The 25110-nt window shown below is 44.0% G+C and carries 19 protein-coding genes; 16 read left to right on the top strand and 3 right to left on the bottom strand.

Features of this window, described 5'->3' with window-relative positions; genetic code table 11:
• Window positions 1–233 precede the first annotated feature (233 nt).
• From NYR53_RS07995 to NYR53_RS08020, 6 genes are all read left to right on the top strand, one after another.
• Complete coding sequence (locus NYR53_RS07995; RefSeq protein WP_261304684.1) at window positions 234–2561, top strand: helix-turn-helix domain-containing protein; 2328 nt, start codon at window positions 234–236, stop codon at window positions 2559–2561.
• 162 nt (window positions 2562–2723) lie between these two features.
• Complete coding sequence (locus tag NYR53_RS08000) at window positions 2724–3686, top strand: ABC transporter permease (protein ID WP_261304685.1); 963 nt, start codon at window positions 2724–2726, stop codon at window positions 3684–3686.
• Between the two features lie 24 nt (window positions 3687–3710).
• Window positions 3711–4607, top strand: coding sequence for a carbohydrate ABC transporter permease (locus NYR53_RS08005; protein WP_261304686.1), 897 nt, complete (start codon window positions 3711–3713; stop codon window positions 4605–4607).
• Window positions 4608–4658: 51 nt separating this feature from the next.
• Entirely contained in the window at window positions 4659–6314 is a 1656-nt protein-coding gene (locus NYR53_RS08010) for an ABC transporter substrate-binding protein (protein ID WP_261304687.1), read from the top strand.
• A 522-nt stretch (window positions 6315–6836) separates the two neighbouring features.
• Window positions 6837–7847 carry a zinc-dependent alcohol dehydrogenase gene (locus tag NYR53_RS08015; RefSeq protein ID WP_261304688.1) on the top strand — a complete coding sequence of 337 codons (1011 nt, stop codon included), beginning with the start codon at window positions 6837–6839 and terminating at the stop codon, window positions 7845–7847.
• A 115-nt stretch (window positions 7848–7962) separates the two neighbouring features.
• Complete coding sequence (locus NYR53_RS08020; protein WP_261304689.1) at window positions 7963–8838, top strand: AraC family transcriptional regulator; 876 nt, start codon at window positions 7963–7965, stop codon at window positions 8836–8838.
• Between the two features lie 9 nt (window positions 8839–8847).
• On the opposite strand, the gene corA is transcribed toward NYR53_RS08020, so the two are convergent.
• Together corA and NYR53_RS08030 are read right to left on the bottom strand one after the other, a co-directional pair.
• Window positions 8848–9795 carry a magnesium/cobalt transporter CorA gene (corA, locus tag NYR53_RS08025; protein ID WP_261306301.1) on the bottom strand — a complete coding sequence of 316 codons (948 nt, stop codon included), beginning with the start codon at window positions 9793–9795 and terminating at the stop codon, window positions 8848–8850.
• Window positions 9796–9876: 81 nt separating this feature from the next.
• Window positions 9877–11148: an erythromycin esterase family protein gene (locus NYR53_RS08030; protein WP_261304690.1), complete on the bottom strand. Its 1272-nt coding sequence runs from the start codon at window positions 11146–11148 to the stop codon at window positions 9877–9879.
• 368 nt (window positions 11149–11516) lie between these two features.
• Between NYR53_RS08030 and NYR53_RS08035 the strand changes: the two genes are divergently transcribed.
• From NYR53_RS08035 to NYR53_RS08075, 9 genes are all read left to right on the top strand, one after another.
• Window positions 11517–12011 (top strand): CYTH domain-containing protein, encoded by a 495-nt coding sequence (locus NYR53_RS08035; protein ID WP_261304691.1) that lies wholly within the window; start codon window positions 11517–11519, stop codon window positions 12009–12011.
• 266 nt (window positions 12012–12277) lie between these two features.
• Window positions 12278–12682: a hypothetical protein gene (locus NYR53_RS08040; RefSeq protein WP_261304692.1), complete on the top strand. Its 405-nt coding sequence runs from the start codon at window positions 12278–12280 to the stop codon at window positions 12680–12682.
• A 37-nt stretch (window positions 12683–12719) separates the two neighbouring features.
• Entirely contained in the window at window positions 12720–14888 is a 2169-nt protein-coding gene (locus tag NYR53_RS08045; RefSeq protein WP_261304693.1) for an EAL domain-containing protein, read from the top strand.
• Between the two features lie 144 nt (window positions 14889–15032).
• Window positions 15033–15743: a response regulator transcription factor gene (locus NYR53_RS08050; protein WP_261304694.1), complete on the top strand. Its 711-nt coding sequence runs from the start codon at window positions 15033–15035 to the stop codon at window positions 15741–15743.
• Window positions 15744–15773: 30 nt separating this feature from the next.
• Window positions 15774–19022: a response regulator gene (locus NYR53_RS08055; protein ID WP_261304695.1), complete on the top strand. Its 3249-nt coding sequence runs from the start codon at window positions 15774–15776 to the stop codon at window positions 19020–19022.
• 133 nt (window positions 19023–19155) lie between these two features.
• Window positions 19156–19899 (top strand): phytanoyl-CoA dioxygenase family protein, encoded by a 744-nt coding sequence (locus NYR53_RS08060; RefSeq protein ID WP_261304696.1) that lies wholly within the window; start codon window positions 19156–19158, stop codon window positions 19897–19899.
• 236 nt (window positions 19900–20135) lie between these two features.
• Window positions 20136–21644 (top strand): amidase family protein, encoded by a 1509-nt coding sequence (locus NYR53_RS08065; protein WP_261304697.1) that lies wholly within the window; start codon window positions 20136–20138, stop codon window positions 21642–21644.
• A 37-nt stretch (window positions 21645–21681) separates the two neighbouring features.
• Window positions 21682–21972, top strand: coding sequence for an aminoglycoside phosphotransferase/kinase family protein (locus tag NYR53_RS08070; protein ID WP_261304698.1), 291 nt, complete (start codon window positions 21682–21684; stop codon window positions 21970–21972).
• A 35-nt stretch (window positions 21973–22007) separates the two neighbouring features.
• Window positions 22008–22520 carry a GNAT family N-acetyltransferase gene (locus tag NYR53_RS08075; protein ID WP_261304699.1) on the top strand — a complete coding sequence of 171 codons (513 nt, stop codon included), beginning with the start codon at window positions 22008–22010 and terminating at the stop codon, window positions 22518–22520.
• A gap of 4 nt (window positions 22521–22524) precedes the next feature.
• On the opposite strand, the gene NYR53_RS08080 is transcribed toward NYR53_RS08075, so the two are convergent.
• Complete coding sequence (locus NYR53_RS08080) at window positions 22525–23601, bottom strand: ParB/RepB/Spo0J family partition protein (protein ID WP_261304700.1); 1077 nt, start codon at window positions 23599–23601, stop codon at window positions 22525–22527.
• A 150-nt stretch (window positions 23602–23751) separates the two neighbouring features.
• On the opposite strand from NYR53_RS08080, the gene NYR53_RS08085 reads away from it, so the two are divergent.
• A complete protein-coding gene (locus tag NYR53_RS08085; protein WP_261304701.1) occupies window positions 23752–25017 on the top strand; it encodes an MFS transporter in 1266 nt (421 codons plus the stop codon).
• Window positions 25018–25110 lie beyond the last annotated feature (93 nt).

The raw sequence follows: 25110 nt of genomic DNA on the forward strand, positions 1-25110 counted from the left end.
TTTTTTTAATTTCATCTGATGAAAACGAACATTCATAGTTATTCTTTTCACTAGAAGAACAATGAAAAGCTTCCGATTACCAGATCAGCAAGGTATACTGGAAGTAACAGCTTATCTTTTTGGTTTTCATTCAATCATAATTTGCAAACGCATACATGAAGCAAATCATCCACATTGTTTACTCTCCACTATGATCGCAACACGGAATCGTGAAGGAAATGGGGATATTGACTATGCTGTTCAAGAGAGAGAGAAGCGGTAATGTTAACGTTAACAAAGGAAGGCATCGCGTGTTTGCGCGAATTCTCGTTCCTTATCTTGTTTTTCTGATGCTGCCGATGATTATTGGCTGGGTCATTTATCAGAAGACGACGGCGCTAATCGAAAGCGAAGCAACCGCGAGCCATATGAACCTGCTGGAGCAGAGTAAAGATATCCTTGATCGAAGATTGGAGGAAATCGCCTCGATTACTCAGCAGTTAGCGGCCGATACAAGGATTATGCGGTTTCAGTCTGTCACTGATCCTTTTGAGGGGACGAATACGTACCGGATTTTGGATACGAATAAAAGCTTGTACGACTATAGGATGTCTAATAATTTCATATTTAATTATTATGTCTTATTCAAAAATAGTGAGATGGTGCTAACCCCGGGGGCTTCTTATTCGTTTCAGCATTTTTTTGATCGGGTAGCTCATTACAGTGAGCGTGATTATGCCTCATGGTATGACTTCGTCGCTAAGCAATTTCATACGCGCAAGACTTTTGCGTCTGAGGAGGTCGTCGTACAGGGTGTGCCCTATTCTATGCTGACGTATATGCAATCGCTTGGGTACCCTGGTAATCCTCAGGGCGCTATTGCTGTCATGATTGACCAGAAGGAAATCCAGAAGCTGTTTCAAGGGCTGAACATTTCCGAAGGGGGATGGGCCTATATTGTGGACGGAGAGGGGAAGATCATTAGCAAGTTATCGGCGAGTGAAGCCCCCTTACCGATCGAGATCGGCAATCTTATTGGCGATAAGGGAGTAATCGAGCAATCGCTGCAATCGAAGCAGATGATGATTACTTATACGAAATCCTCCTATAACGGTTGGACGTATCTGGTGGGAGAACCGACTTTTGTCGTACTAGAGAAGGTTCGTTATATTCAGAAAATCACTTTCTCTTTAACGTTCGTCTTTCTTGTCGTAGGTGTCTTTATCGCGTATGTGCTGGCTTATCGCAACAGTAAACCGTTACGTAATATCGTAAACGTGATTCTGGAAAAAGGGGACGTCATCTCGCACCAGAGGGATGTCTTTGGATTAATCGGAGAAACGGTAACCGGTTTGTTCCACAATAACCGCAGGATGAAGTCTGAGATCGAACAGCAGGTTCCTTTGCTGAGGGCAGCCTATTTTCAGCGGTTATTGAACGGGCAATTTATTTCGGCACGTGATGCAGATGCTTTGTTAAAGTATGTTGGTATGGATTTGCAGGGGTTGTCCTATCGGGTCGTAGTTGTTCATTTGCGAGGCTTCGATAACGGCTTTAACGATGACCTGTTGGAAGAACTGGATATGAAGCGTTTGCTGGCCAAAGAAATGTTGATAAGGACGATCGATCAGGAAGGCTTTGTTTACGATATTGCGGAGGATCAGTTCGCGGTGCTTTTTTGCTATCGAGCTGAACAGTCGGAGCCCTACAAGGCGCCAATTGAACAGAAGTTGAAGGAAGTTAGTGAGGAGATGAAAAGCCAGTTAAAGCTAGTCTCCGTCTATGGTGTAGGCGGTTTATGTGATAGCCTTACCAGCATCTCCAGATCGTATGAACAGGCAAGAGAAGCATTGAACGTACAATTATGGAAAAATGAGAATGAAATCGTCTGGCATGACGAGCTCCCGACAGATATGAATAACTACTATTTTCCGCAGGATGTGGAGATCCGCTTAATTAATTTGGCGAAAGCGGGGGACCATGCTGAGGTTCAGCATACGCTTGATGAGATATTCCATGAAAATTTCGAGCTGAGGCACCTTTCCTTCGCAGTTATGCAGTTGTTCTTGTTTGAAATGTGGGGAAGTCTGGTGAAGCTGCTGCCGCAAATGGAGCTCGATCAGCAGGAGGTTTACAAGCGCATCCAATCACTCAGCAGTGAGATAGACTCCTATGAAAATATGCGCAAAAATTATCAGTCGATCCGTGCAACCTATCAATGGATTTGCGAAAGTGTGAACGAGCATAAGAAAAGTCAAAATGTGCTGCTGATTCAAAGTATTCTTGGCATGCTGCGCAGCGCCTATATGGACAGTGAGCTTTGTCTGGATGTAGTGGCCGATCGGTTTCGCATCTCGAAAGTGTATCTGTCCCAATTTTTCAAAGAGCAAACGGGCATTAATTTCTCTGACTATCTGGAAAATCTGCGCATGGATCGGGCCAAAGATCTTCTCCAGACAACGGAACTAACCATTCTTGAAATTTCCGATAAGGTTGGCTATAGTTCCTCTAATACGTTTTGTCGGGCATTCAAGCGGCTGAATGGCGTCAGTGCGACCTCCTATAAGAAATTACACGGATAGAATGCGGCACTATTGTGCCGTATTCTTTACTTTTGCACATTTATTTAGAAGTGCACATGACTGAATCTTAATATTTGCACATGGAGAAAGCGCTTTCCAATTTACGGTGTGAGGCAATTTTTGTATCGTAAAGGTATCAATTGAAAGGGGGAGGAGCACACCATGAAAGAGGTTGTCTTAACCAAAGCAAGCACGGGGGCAAGCAGTCGTCTACTGATTGTCGCAAGGAAGCAAATGAAGAAAAGTTGGCAACTGTATGCCCTGCTTGCGCTTCCAGTCATCTATGTCCTTGTGTTTAAATATTATCCGATGTACGGGGCGCAGATTGCCTTCAAGGATTATATTGCATCCAAGGGTGTTGCTGGGAGCGAGTGGGTCGGTATGAAGCATTTCATCCGATTTTTCAACTCTTATGAATTTGTGAAATTGATGAAAAACACGTTGATCATCAGCTTGTACAGCTTGCTTGCCGGGATTCCGTTTCCGATTATTCTGGCCTTATCTTTGAATTATGTGAAAAACCAGGTGTTCAAAAAGTCCGTACAACTGATTACTTACGCTCCCCATTTTATATCCATCGTCGTGATGGTAGGGATCATCATAGAGCTGCTGGACCCCCGCAATGGACTAGTGAACATGCTGCTTGGTCAATTGGGCATGAAAACGATCAACTTTATGGCCAAGCCGGAATATTTCAGTTCGATCTATGTCTGGTCTGGTATTTGGCAAAATGTAGGCTTTTCCTGCATCATTTATTTAGCAGCTTTAGCGGGTGTAGATCCCGCACAACATGAAGCGGCAGTCATTGATGGGGCAAGTAAATTTCAGCGCATGCTGCATATCGATCTGCCGAGCATCGTTCCGGTTATGATTATTTTGCTTATTTTGAATACCGGTCATATTCTGGATCTGGGCTTTGAAAAAGTGCTGCTATTGCAGAATCCGCTGAATGCGCGCACCTCGGAAGTCATTGATACATTTGTGTACAAGGTCGGCCTTGCCTCCCAGGCGATGAATTACTCTTATTCCACGGCTATCAATTTATTCAAGTCAGTCATTGGTTTGATTTTATTAATCTCGGTCAACCAAATAGCGAAGAAAGCTAAGCAGGAAAGCCTATGGTAAGGCGGATAGAGGGAGGAAGTCATCATGGAGCATGCTAACATTCGGGAAGCCAGCAATGACCGTTGGTTTAACGTGATCAATTACACGGTGCTTTCCTTATTTCTTATTATTGTGATGTATCCGCTAGTGTTTATTGTAAGCGCATCCTTCAGCAGCCCTGAAGCGGTTATCACGGGGAAAGTGTGGCTGTGGCCGGTTCAACCTACATTCGACGGTTATGCGGCTGTATTTAAACATAAGCTGATTTGGAGCTCGTTTCGCAATTCCGTCATTTATACGGTTCTGGGTACAGCCATCAATGTCGCATTAACGATTATGGCCGCTTATCCGCTCGCACGCAGAGACTTGTTTGGGAAAAACGTGGTCATGCTTTTACTGGTGTTCACCACCATGTTTTCCGGCGGGCTCATTCCGAGCTACCTGCTGGTCAAAGATCTCGGCATGTTAAATACGATGTGGTCGATGGTTTTGCCAGGGGCAATGAGTGTATTCAATGTCATTATTACAAGAACCTATTTCAAAACGACGATACCGGAAGAACTGCTGGAGGCTGCTCAGCTGGACGGCTGTAACGATTTTAAGTTTGTATGGAATGTCGTGATCCCGCTGTCTGGCCCGATCATTGCTGTCATTACCTTGTATTCGGCGGTAGGTTATTGGAATCAATATTTTAATGCGTTGATCTATTTGAAGCAGCCGAGTCTTTATCCATTACAGCTTGTACTTAGGGAAATACTCGTTCAAAATGAGGTAGATTCCGCTATGCTGACCGATCTGGGACAGGAAGCGAATCGGGAGGGTCTACGGGCACTGCTTAAATACTCTCTCATTGTCGTCTCGTCGCTGCCACTTATGATAATTTACCCTTTTGTACAGAAGCATTTTGTTAAGGGAGTCATGATCGGTTCGTTGAAAGGTTAGTCATTCAATGAAAATTTTTCCAATGAAAAATGCTGGGGAGGGTTCTTTTAGATGAAAAAATGGATGGTCGTAAGCTTAGGGTTAGCCTTGGGTACAGTTTCGGTTTTAAGCGGTTGTTCAGATAAGGAAGCTGGGAAATCAGATGCACCACCTAAAGTAGCAGAGGATCGGGTGACAGCCGCGGGGCAATTACCCATCACGAATGAAAAAACGACCATAAAAGTACTTGTAAAGGGAAGCGCATTTGTTGAAGACTTTGCCACGAATGAATATACGAAGTACTTAGAGGAGAAGACGAACATTCATATCGTGTGGGATGTTGCCCCGGAGAAATCCGCGGTAGAAAAGCTTAATTTGGTGCTCGGAAGCGGAGATTTGCCTGATGTGATCATGGGTTTTGACGTTAGCCCTACACAACAGCTGATCTATGGCAGCCAAGGCGATTTCCTCGATTTAAAGCCTTTTATCGATAAGTATGGCGTCGAAACCAAGAAGATGTTTGAGCAAGTTGAAGGAGTGAAAGATGCGATTACAGCGCCAGGCGGTAAAATATACGGGCTGCCGCTTGTGAACGAGTGTTTCCATTGCTCCATGTCCCAAAAAATGTGGATTTATAAGCCATGGCTGGATAAATTGGGGCTGGCTGTGCCAACGACTACGGATGAGCTGTACGAAGTACTGAAAGCATTTAAAACAAAGGATCCGAATGGCAACGGAAAAGCCGATGAGATTCCACTTGCAGGTGCAGCGGTGGGACCAAACGTCAATATCGATTCGTTCATTATGAATGCTTTTACACTAAATCCTAACAATACCAACCGTTTGTTCCTCAATAACGGCAAGGTCGATGTGCCTTATAACAAGCAGGAATGGCGAGAGGGTTTGAAGTATCTGAACAAGTTGTATGCCGAAGGTTTGATCGCGCCGCAGTCCTTCACGCAGGATCGGGATCAAGCGAAGCAGATGGGGGAAAATCCTAATATTAATATATTGGGCGCAGCGGTAGCCCAGCATAACGGGACGTTTACAGCCTTCAACGGACCTAGCGGAAGATGGCTTGAGGTTACCGCCGTGCCAGTGCTCAAAGGGCCCAAAGGCTTGCAAGTTGCTCCGTATACGAACAGCGTCTCTCAAGGGCGCTACGTGATTACGAAAGCGAGTAAAAATCCGGAAGCTGCTTTCCGACTGGCTGATCTGATGTATACACAGGAGATGACGCTGCGTAATACAGAAGGACGTCCTGATATTGAATGGAAAAATGCGGCTCAAGGCGAGCTCGGCATCAATGGCAAGCAGGCCATCTGGAAATATACCGACGCCAAGCTGCCGAATGTGCAAAATGTGAAATGGGCTCAAACCGGACCGTCTCTTAGAACGAATGATTTCCGCTTAGGCTTGGTCGCCGATCCGAAAAATCCATTGGAAGTCATTTTGTACAATGAAACGAAAAACAAGTATGAGCCTTACAAGCAGAAGCTGGATACTTTCCTGCCACAGCTGTTCTTCACGAATGAGCAAGCGATGGAGCTAGCCGATCTCGAGAAGACGATTACCGATCATGTCAAAGAGATGACCGCTCGCTTCATCATCGGGGACGCAAGTCTGGAGAAAGATTGGGACGGCTACCTGAAAAACTTGGATAATATGAACCTGAAGCGTTATCTGGAAATTTATCAAGCTGCCTATGATGCGAAGAAGAAAAAGTAGATTTGATACAATCCGATAGATGGGGTCGATAATCCAGAGAATTGCTCTGGAGAGTCGGCCCTTTTTTGAGATAGGATTTATATACACTTTGAAGTGACCGTGTGGTGGTAAGCCTGCAATTGTACATGCTTTTTTTCTTTGAATAGCTCCTATTCATAAATTCCTGCAATTGTGCAGGCTTTTGTGGTCCTTTTTACTACCAGGATGGAAAAGTCTGGAAATTCCTGCAAATTAGCAGCCTTTTTCTCTTTTCAAACGAATTTAGCAAAAATCTCTGTACTTTCGCAGTAGTCCCTTACTAAGGAACCTGCAAATAATAATCGTATAGTTAGAATCCACATCACTCCCTCCCTACGCACTAAAGAATGGGATTACACCAAGGATCTGAGGCAAAGCCTAGGTTTTTTCTTGCATGGTACACTCCATCGTTGTTTTCGATAAAAAATCATTTCTTACGTCAAAGACGCCTCCAAGAAAAACAATTATATTGAAAATGAGTTCAATAAAAAGGAGTGCGTTGCGATGAATAATAGGAAGGTTATGTTTCTCGGGCCATGGCAGGTTGAAACGGTGGAAGAGAAGTTCTCCCCACAGATTGGCGATCAGGAAGTTCTGGTTAGGAAGCTTTATACTTTAATCAGCCCAGGAACTGAATTGGCTATGCTGTCAGGGAACGAGGCTTGGTTCCCGATGCCGGGTATTCCAGGCTATGCGGCAGTAAGTGAGATCGTGGAAGTAGGGGAAGGAGTAACGGAGTTTAATTCCGGCGATATTGTTTTTCATTATGGGAACCACACGAAGTATGAGGTTGTTTCGATCAGAGGGACTTTTCTTAAAGTTCCGGAGAATTTAGATTTGAAATGGGTACCGTTTACTCGTATGGCGACCGTTGCAACGACTGCGATTCGTGTTTCGAATATTGAGCTCGGAGATTATGTAAGCGTAACGGGGCTTGGACTTATAGGAAATATGGCAGCTCAGCTGGCGCATTTGCAGGGAGCTACTGTGATTGGTATTGATTTATCGGAAGAACGCCTACGAATTGCCGAGCAATGTGGTGTTATTCATGCTATAAGTGGTGGAAAAGGCAGCGTAAACGAACAGATTGCCGACATCACACGTGGAAAGGGTGTTTCAACCCATATCGAGGCTACAGGGGTGCCTCAAGTAGCTGTCCAAAGTCTTGAGTGGATCGCCAAATTAGGTGAGATTATTTTCCTGGGCAGTCCTCGAGGAGAATATAATGCGGATGTTACTGAAATTTTGAATTACTGCCATTTATATGGACGAGGCTGTATTACGTTCAAGGGAGCGCACGAATGGCGATTTCCAACCGAACCCAATGAGTTTGTCAAACATTCTTTGGTTAGAAACTCAAGTATCGTTTTCGAGCTGATGAAGCAGAAACGGTTGCAGGTTGAACCTTTAATCAGCCATGTGCTGAAGCCGGAGGAAGCAAAGAAAGCTTATGAGGGTCTCCGTTTGCTTAAGGATAAGTACAACGGTGTTTTATTTGACTGGAGCGAGACATAAGTCGTAAAAGAATAATTCATATTGGTATGTTAAGATATGGAAAACAGGAATACGCTTCAGTTATACTTTGAAAATCATGCAGTAGATCATTATCATTCCGCAGGAGGGAAGTATCATGGAGACTTGGATGAACAGCATCTCGCCATTCGTCAGAATGGTCAAAATTCATAAATCCTTCTCTCTGGCGGGTGAATGGATGGATTACGATCATGTGTATACCTATATCGAGCAAGGAGAAGCTGAGTTTTTTTTGGACGGGGTCAAATATCAAGTGAAGGAAGGAGACATTCTCCTTATACCTCCCTTCATGGCGCATATTATTCGCTCTACGTCAGAAGCGCCATTGATCCAATATATCTTTCATTTTGATTTGTATTATGACGAAGAACGAAGCTCTTGGAAGGACCAAACGATTACTGAAGAGCGTAAAGCAATTGATAAAAAGGAGATGCAGCTAGCATCTACGATCCCAATTTCTCACCTGCAGCTGCCGGAACGGATCGAATTAAAGAAGAGATTCCTGATCATGCAGAAGGAATTTCTGGATAAAAGATCGGGTTACTCGTTGATCCTTAAGGGGATTTGTTTGGAATTGTTCGTTCTTTTTATGAAGGGACAAGTGGGCCATAACGATAAAGAAGGGAAAATGACCAAGGGCTGGGTGTTTATTGAAAAAACCATCCATTTGATCAATGAAAGATATGGGGACCCTGAACTGGATAATCATACGATAAGTAAGCATGTCGGAATTTCGACCAATCACTTATCGTTTTTATTTAAAGATCAGCTGGGCATTACGATTCATAAATATTTGACCCATATTCGAATCGAGCAATCGAAAATAAGAATGATTGAAGGGAATCAAACCTTAACTGCTATTGCGGAGAAGGTGGGCTTTTCAAGCATTTATTTATTCAGCCGCTCTTTCAAGGCTACGGTCGGAGTTATGCCCAGCCAGTTTATGGCGATGAATTCCCAACCGAATCAGTAAGGAGGACTTTTATTTAAACCAGCCCTTTTTCCAAAACCAAGCGAACATGCCGAAACCAATTCCGAACATGATCACGAGAATGGCAAAATATCCCCCGTGCCACTTCAACTCAGGCATATAAGCGAAATTCATCCCATAAAGACCAGCAATGAACGTTAATGGCATGAAGATCGTCGTGATTACAGTCAATGTTTTCATGATGGTATTCATTCGGTTCGAATTCAGGGAGATGTAACTATCCCTCATATCCGCCGTCATATCGCGGTTTGAATCAATCATTTCAGACAGCTTGAGCAGATGATCATGAATGTCCGTGAAAAAGACGAGCTGCTCGCGAAGCTCGATTCGTTCTGTATTGATGACCCTATACAGCAAGTCACGCATGGGCACGATGGTGCGGCGTAATTTTAACAATTTGGCCCGAATGCCAAAAATATGTTTCATCAAGACTTCAATGGATTCGGCATCAAAATTGTTCTCGATTTCATCCAATTGATCTTCGATTTGGTAAACACTTGGGAAATATTGATCCACCAAATTATCAAGAATTAAATACGCCGCATAAATATGACCTTCATTCCGCAAGTGTTCTTGTTCTAAAATTCGGCTCCAAGCTTCCTCAATTTCTCGGGATTCATGCAAATGAAAGGTCACAATGAAATTGCTTCCCAGAAACATGTCCACTTCTTCAGCATCCAGTGTTAAAGCATTAATCCCATGCATCACAAAAAAGCTAACGTTCTCATAATGATCCATTTTCGGTCGTTGCAGTAAGAAAAAGCAGTCTTCTATGGCCAGCGGATGAAAGTGGAAATGATCCTTCAGATGCCGCGCTTCCTCTTCGCTCGGATTATGAAAGTCGACCCAATACCACTTCATGTTCGGGCCTAGAAGCTCCTCGAAGGGGACATTATGAAGCACATTGAAGTCCATGGTAACAGCAAGGGAACGAATCATCATTAAAACTCCTTGGCTCATATTTTAACTGTTCAATTTTACCATACATTAGTGAGAAGAAGAGGTAGTGCTTGTGTGAATTCACACAAGCACTTTATTTATGGTTAGCGGATGAAGCGCATGGCTTTCATCCACATGCACGAAGGCGTCGTACCGCCGAGCCATAAGAGAGGGAACATAGTTCCCTCTCTCATGGCCAGGGCGGTACACGACCCCGATGGCACGGTGCTTCAGCACCTCGTGCCCGAGAATCGGATCCTCCTTGCGCAGCAGGAGGATCTGATCATGCGCGCCAGCGCGATGCATGAGCTCCTCCCAGCTGCCTGGCTGGGCAGGTGGGACTTGCATCGTCGCCATCGGCGCGCCCCAGGATGTCGCGGCGATGACCGTGCCGCGGTAAGTGCCGAAGCCGATGGCGAACACATCGGCTTCGCCGTGCGCTTCGCGCACGAGCTGGCCGACGTTCACCATGCCGTCGGCCATCATATCTGTTGCACGTGCGTCGCCGACGTGCGTGTTGTGCTCCCAGACGATGACTTTGGCGTCTGGGCCGTGATGGTCGGCGAGGCGGCGCAGCGCCTCGACCATGTGTCGGTCGCGGACGTTCCACGACTCCGCGTCGTGACGAACCATGGTGCGGTAGTAATCCTCAGCGTTCACAGCAACAAGCGCGTTCAATTCCGCGCTAAGAGCTGCTTCGCTGTCTTCTTCGTACCGCACGCGTTTCGCGTGAAGCGCTTGAAGCAGCTTCACGACCTCATCTTGGCAGCTTTCGCCATAAAAAGCCGCCGAAACCCCGTAATTTTGCCCCTCCTTCTCATAGGAGTCGAAGCACTCAAATGCCTTCCGCGCCAGAGCTAATTGCTCGGGTGTGCCTTTTTCCTTTAAATAACGTTCGATCTCTTCTAGTGACTCCCATAAACTATAGACGTCCAGACCGTAAAACCCAACTCGCTCTTCCATCGGCTTGTCTGCATTGTGTTGGTTGAGCCACTCCATCAACTCCCCAACCTCCTCATTCGCCCACATCCAAGTCGGCCAGCGATTGAAAGTTTCCATAACCTCGCGGGAACTCGGCTTTGCATCCTTGTAATGCTTTACATAGCGGTTAACCTCATAACTGGACGGCCAGTCGCCCTCGACGGCAATAAAAGAAAAACCTTTCTTTTCAATCAATTTACGGCTCAGCTCCATGCGCAGCTTATAAAATTCCGATGTACCATGCGTTGCCTCACCGAGTAAAACGTACTTCTTGTCTCCGATTGCTTCTACCAATACATCCAAATCTTCGGAGGTGCTCAGCCGCACAGCTTTTTGTCTAATGTGTTCCACAATGGCGTCTTCAACTTTCACATGTTTGACTCCTATTCCTAAAGATTTACATTCTGTAGTATGTACAAAAGTGCATACAAAAAAAGCCATTTGAACGGAATCGCTTTTTTGTAACACAATTGGAACATTCCTGTTACACTTCTCTAACATAGAAGAGGTATTATAATAAACAAGACCCCCCTTTTTTAATATAAACTTTGGACCTGGCCCCGTTGGCTAGGTCCCTTTTTTTTGGAGAAGGTTGGTTTCCGTCAGGAGGGGCTGGCTAGGGAAATTGTGAAGATTCAAGGTGTCTGGCTCGTCCTGGTGGACGACGGAGTGGTTTATCCTTTTGATAGCGTGGTAAAATGGGGAAGAGAACATGATTTGTTTGGAGAGGGGTCACACCAATGAGTGCCGAAATCGAAAGAAAGTTCCTATTACACGCCTTCCCGGCGGCTGAACTGAGCAATAATGAAATCACGCTTGTATCAAAGCAGTACATTTATCAAACGTATTTGGCCTTTTCGGAGGATCAAGAAATCAGAGTGCGCCAGTTGGTGGATAGTTCTGGATTGTCGCATTTTACACATACGTTCAAATCGGGGCATGGCATGGTTCGGGAAGAGATTGAATATAACATCTCGGAGCCTATATATAAGCAGCTGCTTGAACGAACCGGGTTAATCCCATTGGAGAAGATTCGCACCACGGTTGAAGTTCAGGGGCTCCATTTTGAAATTGATGAGTATAAACAAGTAGATCTCCTGGTGGTCGAAGTCGAGTTTCCCGATGTTGAAGCTGCGCGGCTCTTTAGAATACCTTCTTGGTTCGGGAGAGAGTTAGGAGCGGAGGAAGAATTCCGGAATAAGTCAATGTGGGTAAAGCTGCAGACGACACGATAAGGTCAGTAGTGTTCGATTTCCTTACAATTGGTTAATATCTCATCATGATAAACATCCATAAGACCAAGTTTATGACCCAAGTGCGGTCAGCGCTTGGTTTTTTCGTTTTTTTCAGAAGGCTTAAAGTGTTAGATTCATTAGCGAACTATTAGGAAAAATAATGTTTAGCTAAGATTTAAGATAGATGTTTAACAACAATTACAAAGTATGATGGATATACAGAAATGATAGCTAACATTTTCAGGAATTGCGAGGGGGGGCCACCAATGAACCTGATCCATTATTACCGCCAGCAGTTTCTCGAATTAATTTCTCAGTTCGAGCCCAATTGGGAAGAGGATCGTACCTATAGATTTGGGTTTCGTTGGAATTCGTATGCGAAGTCTTCTTTTAAAGAAATTTTTCAGATGACTCATTTTCCGAGTGAACCCTTGTACTTGGTGTATGCGATTGAACTTTCTGAAAAATATAAAAAAACGAATATTAGTGATGTAGTCAAAAACGCTTCGTCATCGTATGAGCTATCCTTGTATTTGTTCTCGGATAAGATTTTGTTAACCTCCTGTGTTTCTATAGAAAGCCTTCAGCAGACAACATTAGGCTATGTCAACCAAGCACGAGGGGAATTCATTGATCTTGTTTTCTCTGCGATTCAAATGCGAGTCAATTAACTGGCACTACGAATTCATAAGAATTTAGGTGATAAGTATGAGAAAGTACCGGGTGTTAATCGTCGATGACTCCATCGTAATGAGAAATAGGATTGCGAATCTTTTTGAGCAAGATGAACAATTTGCAGTGGTAGGATTCGCGGTTAATGGTGCCAATGCGCTGGATAAAATTGTTGAGCTGCAGCCAGACCTTGTGACACTGGATGTAGAAATGCCCGAGCTCGATGGACTAGCTGCGTTGCGTCAAATTATGACCTTTCATCCAGTGCCGGTTATTATGCTGAGCAGCTGCACGGAAGAATGTTCAAATGTTGCCTTGCAAGCTCTGGAGCTAGGGGCAATGGATTTTTTCCAAAAAGAGACACTATTCCAAAGAACACAGAATGCTCTGATAGAAGAAGAATTTCTATTACGGTGCAAAACTGCAATGAGGAAGAAACTGTTCCTACGGAATGAGACGAGTATACTGGGGAAAGAGCAGTCGATCAAAATTCACTTGGAAATACTTACATTCCTACTGAAGATGGAGGAGGATATGCTGCATTTTCACGATGAACTGCAGGATCAAATCAAACAACAAAATGGACTTCTCGTTAAATTTCATCAAGAAGATCATAAATTTATCTATACCACGTGGCAGGGTTCACTATTTAATCGGCTAGGTATCAAGGAGGATAATGCGGTAGGCAAGGATTTGTTTGCCATTTTCCCGAAAGATAAGGCGGGCTTCATGGCTCCCTATTATCAAGCAGCATGGGACAAAGAAGAAGTCATTGATTTCGAAACGGAATGGCATGGTTATTATTACTTAACCGTTCTTCGTCCGATTAAACGAGATGGTGTCATTACAGAAGTCATTTCACTAACTGTAGATATCACGGAGTCGCGAAGCATGGAGGAGCGTATCCGCTATTTAATCCATCATGACCCTCTGACAGGCCTTCCGAATCGACATGGGTTAAGTAAATGGATCGAGGACGCCATTGCGCAGCAGGAACGTTTTGCTGTTGTATTCGTGAATTTGGATCACTTCAAACTGGCTAACGAAACGTTAGGTCATGATACAGGGGACAGAATTCTTCAAGTTATGGCTCGCAGATTGAAAAATAGCACCATGATCAAAGATATTTCTGTTTTCAGAGTGGGCAGTGATGAATTTATTGGTTTGGTTAAGCACCGTTCGTTAGCTGAGCTTGAGGAGTTCGCCAATACCGTAGTTCAAACTATTAATCAGCCCATTCGTATCCAAGATCATGAAATTTATATGTCTCCCTCGATCGGGATTAGCCAGTACCCGCAAGATGATAGTGACCCTGACAATCTGATTCGTTTTGCAGATATTGCTATGGAATACGCGAAAGAACTGGGCGGGAATCAAGTTCAATATTTCAATTCACAAATTTATGCGAAAATTGAACGTCGAATTAAGATTGAAAAGCACTTGCGAAAAGCATTAGAGAAAAATGAGTTTATTTTGGTGTACCAACCGCAAGTCAATCTAATAGAGAATCAGATCGTCGGATTTGAAAGTTTAATTCGATGGGAAAGTCCTGAACTGGGGCGCGTATCTCCGCTAGAATTTATTCCTATCGCAGAGGAAACGGGATTAATCTACCCGATTGGAAAATGGGTTCTTAGAGAAGCGTGCAGCCAGAATAAGAGTTGGCAGGAGTTAGGTTTTCCCAAGGTTTCCATGGCTGTCAATTTGTCTTCTAAACAGTTCTATGATCAGTCTCTCAAAGATCAGATTAACAGCATACTTCAAGAGACAGGACTCGAACCGCAATATCTGGAATTAGAGATAACGGAAAGCATGACGATGGATGTTCAAGTCGCCTTAACGACTTTAAATAGTTTCAGAAACATGGGGCTGAAGATTGCTATGGATGACTTTGGAACGGGCTACAGCTCGCTCAGCTATTTGAAAGAATTCCCAATCCACCATTTGAAAATCGATCAGTCCTTTGTGAAGGATATTTCGGTTAATCCTACCAATGCAGCCATCGTAAATACGATCATTGCGCTAGCACGTAACCTAAAGCTAGTTGTGATTGCAGAAGGAGTAGAGAACGACGACGATTTAAAGATTCTGCAGGAATTTAATTGTGACACCGTACAGGGGTATTTATTTAGCCGCCCGGTAGAAGCAATTGAAGTACCCGAGATTTTTGATAGATTTGCATGCAATCGAATTGCGAATACATAAGAATATGCTAACGCCATGATAGCGACTATCGTATCCGTGGCGTTTTTATTTTCATATTTTTGGTAAAAAATAGTGTAGACCTGCCATAATTCGACATATTATAATAGAGAAAAGAATCGAAATAGGTATAAAGGAGGGAATTTAGTGATTAAGGTGCTTATTATCGAAGACGACATCATTATTGGACAAATGATAAGCATGTATCTTTCGGAAGATCAATTTGAAGTGAAGCAAGCGGTAAATGGTCATGACGGTTTGCGGGAAATCGTTCAGTTTCAGCCTGATGTGATTTTATTGGATCTCGTTTTACCGGATTATGAGGGGCTAGAGCTATGCGGGGCTATTCGGGGACTAAGCTTGGTTCCAATAATTGTGATATCCACGAAAACAAACATTAAGGAGAAGGTAGAGGCCTTTAATATTGGGGCTGATGACTATCTTTGTAAACCGTTTAGCATGCAGGAGTTAAAAGCACGGATCAAAGCTTCGCTTCGTATGGCGGACATTCAGATTCCTGATGGCGGTGTGTCGGAGGGGACAGAGTCAGAGTTACAATATCCCGACTTTACACTCGATGTAGAGCGTAGGTTGATTGTGATCAAAGATCAAAAAATTGATATTACCAACTCGGAATTTGAAATTATGAAACGTTTTATTCACTATCCTGGCAGAGTGTTTAGACGTGATGAGCTTATAGATACTTTATATCGGATGGGCGAAATCGTGAATGATCGCGCCATTGATGTGCATATTACGAATCTCCGGAGAAAAATAGAGCAGAATCCAAAAGAACCTCAGTATATTAAAACCGTCTGGGGTGTTGGTTATAAATTTGTGCATCTTTCAGCTATTTAAGGTGTGTAAATAACGATGAGGTGAATAGAAGTGCTCAAAGATCTACTGAACAATTTCTCGATACTAGCTGTCTTCATATTCTTGTCTATCGAGATTTTCTATTCTCCTAGATTAAAAGCCGCATCGAGATGGAAATATCGTATAATAGCTGGTCTGATGCATGGGATCTATGGTGTCATTCTAACTTTTCTTGGCGTACATGTAACTGCAAGACATATATTGGATTTAAAAGCGATTGCCATTCTGATGGCTACTTTCATTGGCGGAGGAATTTCTGGTTTTATTGCTACAACGATTATGATTATAGGCAGGACGCTGATAGATCCTTCTGTTTTCTTTCGAATTTCTACACTGGGACTGCTCATATTTGCGGTAACCGCGCTAACCAATCATTATATTCACGGCTATTGGAGGAAATGGATATTATTTATTATGTGTCCTATCAGCGTCTTGTTCGTTGATATGGTGCTGATTTATCATATTCCTTTTGCCGAGCTAGTCATTCCAGCTTTGCTTCTGCATTTGGGAGGCGGCTTATTCGCAGCAGCGCTAATCCGTTATTTCTTAAGAGCAGAGGAGCTAAGGAGTCAGGTAAGACATATCCAACAAGAGTTATTGGATATTCTTCGGCTGCAGCCCGGCATTACATTTAAACTGAAAAAAATTCATAATCAATTCATTTTCTCCATGATTGATGGCCAGTTGTTGCGAAATGTTGGACTTCACCCGCAAGATTTAATAGATAAAAATATACAATTAATCAAAGCTTTTACCACTGAATTCACATCGGTTATCATTGGGAAATTCGAAGAAGCATGGAAAGGGAACAAAGTTGCTTATGAGAATCAAATAAAGGGGAAGATCGCCTTTACTACCTTGCAGCCTGTCTTTGAAGGTGAGCAGGTGGTCGAGATCATCGGCTCTACGACTGATATTACAGAGAGAACGACAGCAGAGCGGCGTATTCAGGAGAGTGAAGCGCGTTATCGAATCCTCGTTGAGAATTCACAAGAAGGAATTCTTGGGTTCACGAAGGAAGGCGAGATTACCTCCGTTAATCAAATTGTTTCCCTGATGACCCATGCAACAACTGCGGATATGTTGGGCAAAAAAATAACCGAATTTCTCCCGGAAGCCGAGCAAATTCGTTGGGATTCCCATTTCCAAGAAGTCATCCTGAATGGTGGTAACGCACGGTTTGAAATGAGTCTTCCGTCCTCTGAAGGTGCTCGAAGAGATTATTGTGTCACACTCTCGGCCTACCATGATGCAAGTGGTGAATTGGAAGGTATTGTTGGAACGGTACATGATTTCACAGAGGTCACCATGCGGCATGCCGCCGATCAAGCGAACCAAGCCAAAAGTCAATTTATAGCCAAAATGAGTCACGAAATTAGAACTCCCTTGAACGGTATTATTGGCCTTTCTCAGCTTCTGGGGAAAACCTCGCTCTCCGACCATCAAAAGGATTATCTACATAAAATAAAATCTTCATCCCATACACTGCTTGGCATTATTAATGATGTTCTTGACCTCTCCAAAGTAGAAGCGGGCAAACTCGAAGTAGAACGTACCAGCTTTCAGTTAGATGAACTTCTCAAGGATCTCGCCAGTATACTAAGTGTCTTATCCGATAGCCGCCAGATCGAGCTTATTTTTAATACAGCAGCTGAATTGCCCAACCATATTCTCGGGGATCCGCTGAGACTGAAGCAAGTACTGCTTAATCTTTGCAGCAATGCAATCAAATTTACTTCAGAGGGCTATGTGATGCTCCAAATTGAGTTGGAACCACATACGTCCAAAGAAGAAATAATGCTTAGCTTTACCGTAGAGGATAGTGGTATAGGCATATCTCCAGATCGGTTAGCCTTTATTTTTGATCCCTTTTCTCAGGCAGATGGATCTACGAGTCGTGAATATGGGGGAACTGGATTGGGGCTTACGATCAGCCAACATTTGATTGGGCTTATGGGTGGGTCTTTAGCAGCTGAAAGTGAATTGGGTAAAGGAAGCAGATTTACATTTACACTCCCTTTTCAAATCATAGAACTCGCTGATCCAGATGAATGGGATTTAACCAAAGAGCATACGACGTATCAAGTTTTGCTGGTCGAAGATCATCTCCTGATGCGCAGCAGCTTACGGGACACTTTGGAGTCGTTCGCCTTAATCGTTTCGGAGGTGCCTTCCTGGATGGAGATGTTTGAACAGTTGAAGATGTTGGGATCCGATGGCAAGTACGATTGTATCCTGCTTGATATGGAAATTGAAGATATGTATGGCATAGATACATGGCATACATTTATCGAGTCGATCCAAAGAGACCAAACGCTTGCTGTATGCTTAACTTCGCCGCTTGGCAAAGAAGAAATGCTGAAACTTCCGATTAACGAAAGACCTGATGCCGTTATGGTTAAACCGATTTGCCGTTTAGAGCTTTATCAAACGTTGGATTCCCTGTTTAATCCGCACAACCAATCTCCAAGTAGCGGCATGTCTTTGCAAGCCAAGTCTTCCAGCGTTAGTAAGACAGGGCGAATTCTTCTCGTTGAAGATAATGAAATTAATCAGCAGGTTGCCATGGAGTTTCTAAAGGAGCAGGGATTTGAGATCACGTTAGCGGAAAATGGCCAGGAAGCCATTGAAGAACTGACAAGCGACGACGAATACGATTTGATTTTGATGGATATACACATGCCGATCATGGACGGTGTCGAAGCGACAGCGCACATTCGTCAGATCCCTAACTATATGCATATACCCATCATCGGACTGACGGCCAACGTTGTTAAGCAGGATCATGAAGATTATATCCGTTACGGCATGAATGATGTCATTAGTAAGCCTTTCGATATCAAACATCTCTTTAATGTGATTAGTAAATGGATCGAACCATCTGCATCAATAAGAGCTAGTCAGACGAAAGCAATCGATTTTTATAAGCATATTGAAGCTATAGATTGGCAAACTGCACTCGCCCGTCTAGAAGGAAAAGAAAGCATTCTAATCGTCATGCTTCAGCTGTTCAAGAAAAATTATACAACTTTTGTCGAGCAGCTAATGCAGAGTATCCTTGAGGAGGATTGGAAGGCTGTCAAAAGGGCTATCCATACGCTTATCGGAGTTGCTGGAAGTATTTCCGCAAATCGATTGCTTGAAGCAGCAAGCTACCTGGAACTTGCCATTTTGCAAAAAGATGATTTTCATGATCAACTTATTGAGGTGGCGGAGGAAATAGCGCGAATTACTACATTTATCCCGAATGAAGGCTCTTAGCGAATGGAACTGCTTATATCAATCTCAGATACAAACCTGATAATTCCAGCCATTGTTGAATGATGGCCTCGACAGTATGATGAAGGTAAGGAAAGACGTATTACTTTCACGTACAGGAGAGGGGATAGCTGTCATGTTTTTTAAGCAACAAGATCGTATGTCACCTATTACGGAAGAGCAGGTTGAGCAGTTCGAAAGAGATGGGTATTTGCTTATTAAGAAAGGCTGCAGCAGCGATCTCATTGATGCCTTTAATAGACACATTTTTGATATTCGTAACCAAGCAGAAGTACCCAATTGGGCAGCCTGTGAAGAAAGCAAGAAATTCTCCCTGCGGTTGTTTAATCCCCACAAGTATGACAGCTTTTCTCGCCAAATGATGAAGCTTCCCGTCATCCGAGGTGCGCTAGCTCAATTAATGGGCAGAGAGGCTAACTGTGTGCAAAGTATGTATTTCTACAAGGAACCGGGTTCACCGGGACAGGCTTCGCATCAGGACTACTATTACATCAAGAATGACCCCATGACGATGATCGCAGCTTGGATCGCATTGGAAGAGATCGTCGATATCGAAAATGGCTGCCTCTGGGTCATCCCTGGCACACATAAGCTTGGACTGCTGCCTCACGGTGCAGTGAAAAATATAGAAGAGCACGAATCATGGACCGACGAGACAGAAGGCGTAGACCTCAGCAAGCAAATCCCAGTCGAGATGGAAAAAGGAGATATCCTCTTCTTTAGTGAGCTGCTCATCCATTCGTCCAATAAGAATCGAAGCAAGGACCGTTGGCGACGTTCCTATGTGTGTCATTACATTCGCGAGGATTCGTTTGTTACGCAGAGGGAAGATTTGCGAGAAAAATTTCCGTTGTATTAAGAGCGTGGATAACAACGTGATAACAAGAAAGCTAACTCTTTTTTCAGCTAAGGCTGGAAAGGGTTAGCTTATTTTATTTATTTGCACAAAGACAAGTTGTCATTCTAAGTAAAGTGAGACACAAATTAATTAATCAAAAATAACTATAACTAAACTCCCCAACTTACACATAAAGGAACTACATACCCTACATAGAAAAGTGTTAATAAGACTGAGAACTAGAAGGAGATAGATGAATGGAAAATGAGTTGGAGAAATGGATCATAGAAGCAGATATAGCAAGTATGCAGCAAGCAATGAATACGGGGCGGGTTACTTCGGAACAATTGGTTCATGTATATCTAACCCGCATAGAAAAGTACGACTCCATATTAAATACTATTCTAGAAATAAATCCAGACGCTATCGACATAGCTAAAGCTTTAGATGAAGAACGAAAAGTGAAGGGCAGTCGTGGATCCTTACATGGTATCCCTATTCTGCTTAAGGATAATATCGATACACACGATCGTATGCATACAAGCGCCGGTTCTATCGCATTAGCGGAATCCTTCGCAGCAGCCGATTCCTTCGTTGCAGATCAGCTTCGAGCGGCGGGGGCTGTGCTTCTTGGTAAAACGAATATGACCGAATGGGCAGGCTACATGTCAGGCGATATTTGGGCGGGCTATAGCTCAAGAGGTGGTCTCACCTTAAATCCTTACGGCCCTGGCGAATTATTCGTAGGCGGTTCAAGCTCAGGCTCAGCAGCAGCCACGGCAGCGAATCTAACAGCAGCGGCGATTGGAACGGAAACATCGGGCTCTATCATCAGCCCCTCCAGCCAAAATAGCTTAGTTGGCATTAAGCCAACGATTGGACTAGTTAGCCGAACAGGCATCATCCCACTTGCTCATAGTCAGGACACAGCGGGGCCTATGGCAAGAACGGTCAGTGATGCAGCGATTTTGCTTGGCGCTTTAACCAACATGGATGAGCGTGATGTTGAGACGTTAGCTAGTAAAAGGCGTTCTTTCCAAGACTACACACCATTCTTAGACGCCAATTATTTGCAGCAAGCAAGAATAGGGATCCCGAGATTTTATTACAAACAATTAGACAATGCTCGGCTTGAAATTGTAGAGGCGGCTATCGCCGTTTTGAAACAAAAGGGTACTACAATCGTTGATCCGGTGGTGCTTCCATGTGAGCAGACGCCTTGGGATGGCAATGTCATGAGGTTTGAATTTAAGAAGGATTTAAATGATTATTTAGCCCAGCTGTCCGGCTCAATTCCCGTACATTCTTTGGCAGATGTCATTGCCTATAATAAAGCACATGCAGATCAAGCATTGAAATATGGGCAAGGGACCTTAATCTGGTCAGAGGAAACGAGCGGAACACTAACGGAACAAGCCTATTTAGACAGCAAAAAGAGGGATAAAGAGATGTCGCGTGAGCAGGGGATTGATCATGCATTAGAGGAGCATCAACTGGATGCACTCCTATTCCTAGGATTTGAGGGTGGGGCAGATCTTGCGGCAAGAGCCGGTTACCCATCCATTACGGTACCGGGAGGGTATGCTGCAACGGGGATTATCGCACCGGGCGGGTATACAACGAAGGGACCACAAGGGATTACCTTTGTAGGAACGGCATTTAGCGAACCCACTTTGATAAAAATTGCTTATGGGTTTGAGCAGGCAACGAAACATCGCATTCAACCCGAGTTAGCAGCTCTCTCGAATAGAGGTAAAACAAAATGATGAATCTAAGGATGATGCTATGTATCATTGGTATGCGATGGATATTGTTGCAGCTCTTGCTGACGTGTTGGATAATACAGAGAGGGATTCCAGCAGTCAGGTAGAATGTTTTCTGAGAGGCTATACAGCGATTTGTCCATTAGACAAGCAAATGATAGAACACTTTCCAAAGTTCTTAAGGTTCTCTAAGCTCTATAGCTTTTCAAGAATCCTAACATCTTTGGAGGATAGTGATCTATCAAATACGCCACCATGGTATGCAGGATTGAGATTAAAGCTCATGACTGTGAGGGACGAAATGAGACTTGGTTTCAGCAAACCATGGTGACCTACTGATCAGCAGCACACTAGGAGGATTACAACTTGGAAATAAGGCGTTTATGGCAACAAGATATACCGCATGTGCAAGCATTAATGATGGACGTGGTGTCACGTCTTCCATCTGATGAGCTTTATTCGATGGACCGCTTGGAGGCTCTATACGAATATGTCCAAGATAAAGGTGAGATGTACGGCACTTTTAAAGGAGAAAAGCTAGTTGCTTATACGGTCATCGCATTTCCCGGTCTAAGTGCCAGCAATCTCGGACGAGAGTTTGGAGTGCCGGAAGAAGAGCTGCCAAGAGTAGCTTCTCTAGAAGGATCCATTGTCCATGAATCGGTCAGGGGACAAGGGCTCCAACGGCATTTTCATGCCTTGAGAGAGCAGCGGGCGCGGGAACAAGGTATGTTATACCTCTACGCAACCGTACATCCTGACAATGTAATAAGTCGGCAAAACTTAGAAGCAGCAGGCTTCACACTTCAATTCACCCGCCCGATGTATGGCGGCCTTCTAAGGCATTGCTATGCGAAGAAACTAGAAGTACTAGACTAGTAGGTTATTGGCTAACGGCAAGTTCTCTAACCTTTTTCCACGCATCCAAATGCTTTTCCAAATTACCGACTAAGGTATTGAGATCATTCAGAAATTGTTCCTTATCTTGAGCATCGACGTCTAAGTCTTCAATTTGAAAATCATTAGATGCAGGAAATGCGTTAAGCATTTGCAAAAGTTTGGTTTGAATTGGGTTAGATAGTGGGTTAGATATTGGGCTAGTTGTTGAGCTTATTGTTGTACTAGTTGAAGCAGCAGAGAGCCCGTTTTGTATCGGCATTTCTGTTTTATTTTCTGAGACTGTTTCCTTGGATTTCTCCGCTTTCTCCGCTTTTGTCGGAGCTTTTGCAGCTGCAGGCTTGGCCCGTTCTGCCCGGTTGTTCTGAAAGACGGACCAAGTTTCGACCAGATCATGACCTGTTTTATAGAGGAGTTTCCCTTTGGTGCTTTCTGAAATATCTTTATCTTTGAACATTCGAGCAATCTTTTTGACATCACTGACAGGCATTTCATCTCTAGCAATAATCAAAGCTAGCGGATCGCGGTGCTCAATAGGTAAATCTTTGATAGGCAGCAGCTGATCCTCGGTCAACTTGTCTTTTCGAATTTCTGTGCCGCTTACGATCAGTTTCTTGACTGAATTACCAAACTTTAACAAATCACATTTGTTTTTAATGTAAGTTTCAGGCTTGCCAAGTTTGCTAGAAAGGTATTTAATAGAGGAACTGAATTTAGAATCATTCATAAGTTTATGGAAGGCCTCGGCTTCCTCAATGGGGGAAAAGCCTTCCCTTGTCAGATTCTCCGCAATCTGTTCTAAATAAATCTCCAACTCATCCGTTACGGTCGATACGATACAGGACATGGTAGGGCGTCCCAGCATTTTGCTAGCTTTATATCTCCGGTTCCCGTAAATAATTTTGTACCGGTTGTCAGCAGTTGTTCTCACTTTAATCGGAGAGAGTAAGCCAATCTCCTCGATGCTTTTCATTAATTCTTGGAGCGCCTCTTCATCAAATTGATATCTAGGCTGATCCGTATCTTCGTCAATTAAATGCATGGGAATTTCATGTATATCCATATTCATTTCTCCATTCGTTCAGGTTGTCCTTGGATTATTATATAACAAAGAACAATATCGTGGTAATGCCATTCATGGTGTTAGATCGGAGGCAAGTCATGTTTACATATAAAATATTGGGATTTTGGCAGAAGAATGGGAGTAAATAGAATGGGATCATTAGCAAAACGCACCAAACTGCACTACGGCTGGATTGTTGTCCTGGTGACCTTCTTTACCTTGATTGTATCGGCGGGTATACGCTCGGTGCCCAGCATCTTTATGCTTCCCTTTGAAAAAGAGTTCGGATGGGGCCGCGCGGATGTATCTTCCGTTGTCTCCATAAATATTTTCTTGTATGGTCTTATGGGGCCTTTCTCGGCTGCATGGATGGAGCGGTTTGGTACCCGCCGGGTGGTGCTGATCTCCCTCATTTGCATCGCGGCCAGCCTTTCGCTGACACCTATGATGACGGCTTTGTGGCAGTTTGATTTGCTTTGGGGGGTCGTTGTGGGGCTTGGAACGGGTGCACTTGCCAATGTGCTCGGTGTAACGATAGCGAATCGATGGTTCACTAAGAACAAAGGAGTGGTGGTTGGCATTCTGACAGCCAGCGCGGCGACAGGTCAGCTGCTATTTCTACCTCTTCTGGCTAAAATAACGGTGGACATCGGTTGGCGCTATGCCATTTATACAGCGATCGCTGTGATTGCGGTGCTAATCCCTGTTGTAGCGATCTGGATGCGCAATCATCCCTATGACATAGGTGCTGCTCCGTATGGGTCTGATCAAGTCGTCAAGCCTGCTGAATTCAAAGGCAACCTATTTATGACCCCTCTGCTTACACTACGAGATGCCAGTAAGAACAAGGCATTCTGGCTGCTTGCTGGGACGTTCTTTTTTTGCGGGTTCTCCACGAATGGGCTAATTGGTACGCATCTTATTCCCGCCTGTGGGGATTATGGCATTCCTGAAGTATCGGCCGCGGGATTGCTGGCGCTTATGGGCATCTTTGATCTGGTCGGGACGACGATGTCAGGTTGGTTGACCGACAGATTCGACGGGCGTTGGCTGCTGTTTTGGTACTACGGGCTTCGCGGAATTTCACTGATTTTTCTCCCGCAAGCGCTCGGTTTAGGCTATACAGAGCTTCTTATTTTTGCCGTTTTCTACGGTTTGGATTGGATTGCAACCGTCCCGCCAACCGTGAAGATTGCATCGGATGTTTTCGGCAAGGAGAAGGCAGGCATGGTTTTTGGCTGGATCGTAGTAGCACACCAGTTGGGAGCATCCTTTGCTGCCTATGAAGCTGGCCTACTAAGAGATTTACTAGGCAGCTATTCGCTACCTTTTCTTATGGCGGGTTTTGTATGCATGATTGCTGCAATCATGGCTGTACGTATAGGGCGTACTGGAACAGCAGCCAGAGCATTGTAAATTCGGACAACAAGAAGGACTCAGCCCATATAGGCGAGGTCCTTCTTCTCATTTCATCATCCATTTTTTGCAAAGTAAAACTAATTTCAATAA

The sequence above is a fragment of the Paenibacillus andongensis genome (assembly GCF_025369935.1).
In the GTDB taxonomy this organism is placed as follows: domain Bacteria; phylum Bacillota; class Bacilli; order Paenibacillales; family NBRC-103111; genus Paenibacillus_E; species Paenibacillus_E andongensis.

Bases quoted from the DNA above. Each gene is read 5' to 3' on its own strand.
- NYR53_RS08000 (WP_261304685.1), top strand. From the start codon at position 2,724: ATGAAAGAGGTTGTCTTAACCAAAGCAAGCACGGGGGCAAGCAGTCGT.
- NYR53_RS08020 (WP_261304689.1), top strand. From the start codon at position 7,963: ATGGAGACTTGGATGAACAGCATCTCGCCATTCGTCAGAATGGTCAAA.
- NYR53_RS08070 (WP_261304698.1), top strand. From the start codon at position 21,682: ATGGATATTGTTGCAGCTCTTGCTGACGTGTTGGATAATACAGAGAGG.
- NYR53_RS08035 (WP_261304691.1), top strand. From the start codon at position 11,517: ATGAGTGCCGAAATCGAAAGAAAGTTCCTATTACACGCCTTCCCGGCG.
- NYR53_RS08065 (WP_261304697.1), top strand. From the start codon at position 20,136: ATGGAAAATGAGTTGGAGAAATGGATCATAGAAGCAGATATAGCAAGT.
- NYR53_RS08015 (WP_261304688.1), top strand. From the start codon at position 6,837: ATGAATAATAGGAAGGTTATGTTTCTCGGGCCATGGCAGGTTGAAACG.
- NYR53_RS08085 (WP_261304701.1), top strand. From the start codon at position 23,752: ATGGGATCATTAGCAAAACGCACCAAACTGCACTACGGCTGGATTGTT.
- NYR53_RS08010 (WP_261304687.1), top strand. From the start codon at position 4,659: ATGAAAAAATGGATGGTCGTAAGCTTAGGGTTAGCCTTGGGTACAGTT.
- NYR53_RS07995 (WP_261304684.1), top strand. From the start codon at position 234: ATGCTGTTCAAGAGAGAGAGAAGCGGTAATGTTAACGTTAACAAAGGA.
- NYR53_RS08005 (WP_261304686.1), top strand. From the start codon at position 3,711: ATGGAGCATGCTAACATTCGGGAAGCCAGCAATGACCGTTGGTTTAAC.
- NYR53_RS08060 (WP_261304696.1), top strand. From the start codon at position 19,156: ATGTTTTTTAAGCAACAAGATCGTATGTCACCTATTACGGAAGAGCAG.
- corA (WP_261306301.1), bottom strand. From the start codon at position 9,795: ATGATTCGTTCCCTTGCTGTTACCATGGACTTCAATGTGCTTCATAAT.
- NYR53_RS08045 (WP_261304693.1), top strand. From the start codon at position 12,720: ATGAGAAAGTACCGGGTGTTAATCGTCGATGACTCCATCGTAATGAGA.
- NYR53_RS08080 (WP_261304700.1), bottom strand. From the start codon at position 23,601: ATGGATATACATGAAATTCCCATGCATTTAATTGACGAAGATACGGAT.
- NYR53_RS08040 (WP_261304692.1), top strand. From the start codon at position 12,278: ATGAACCTGATCCATTATTACCGCCAGCAGTTTCTCGAATTAATTTCT.